The sequence below is a fragment of the Haloarcula argentinensis DSM 12282 genome (genome assembly GCA_000336895.1).
In the GTDB taxonomy this organism is placed as follows: Archaea; Halobacteriota; Halobacteria; order Halobacteriales; family Haloarculaceae; genus Haloarcula; species Haloarcula argentinensis.
The window spans coordinates 1-954 of the sequence record AOLX01000011.1 but is presented as its reverse complement, the minus strand read 5'-3'; the positions used below and the strand labels follow the sequence as shown (position 1 = coordinate 954).

At 55.3% G+C, this 954-nt stretch carries 1 rRNA gene; it reads right to left on the bottom strand.

The features are described 5' to 3' along the window. Positions 1–954 (bottom strand): 23S ribosomal RNA (locus C443_RS21910); the annotation flags it as partial.

Here is a 954-nt window from a genome sequence, read left to right as displayed (position 1 = left end):
CTTCCATCCAATTAGAGCGCCAATCTACTCGATTACCAGTATAAGTGGTACGGACAGGTCTCGGTGGTGGATTTGAGTCCCGATCATTTTGGGCGCCTCAAACCTCGGCCGGTAAGCTGTTACGCTTTTCTTAGAGGGTAGCTGCTTCTAAGCTCACCTCCCGGCTGTCTAGGGCTCGAGACCACCTTCAGAGGATTACACTTAATCCACACTTGGGGACCTTAACCTATCTCTGGGTTGTTCCCCTCCTGGTACACAGGCTTACCCCGCGCACCGGAATCCCCGCGTCAAACAGCGTCTGTAGGTTTGGAGTTTGACAGGTGTGCCGACTCCTCTCGGAGGCGGACACACCAATCGGTCGCTCTACCCCACAGACTACCTCGGCGGAGGTCATGCTTCGACATGTTTCGATTGGAACCAGCTGTTGCCGGACTCGATGGGCCTTTCACCCCTACACATAGATCACGAGAGGGTATTGTAGGACACCAACTCTAACAGACTTCCACGTGCCTTTCGGCACGCTTCATCTTGTCCATGCGTAGATCGTCCGGATTCGGGTCGTGTCCGNTGGCTCCCCGCGCTTGAACACGGCGGCCCTCGGGCAAAGCCCTGCGGCCATGTCGGTTTCCCTGTGCCTCCCCGGATACTCCGGTTAGACTTGCCATACAGACACACTCCCTGGCTCGTTTTTCAAAACGTACGACAGAACATCGGCTTCCCGTGAGTCTTACTGGAGACTCGCGTCTCGGTCATTCGTCATGGGACCTTGTATGCCCTGTCGCTCGATCGCCAACTGATTTCATGCTCTATTTCGCCTCCCTTCTGAGGGTACTTTGCAGCGTTCGTTCACACTACTTGTTCACTATCGGTCTCAGGTTGTGTTTAGCCTTCGCAGTCGATGCCTGCGTTATTCGCGAGGGATATCCAACCCCCGCTACTCTGGCACTACCGCAC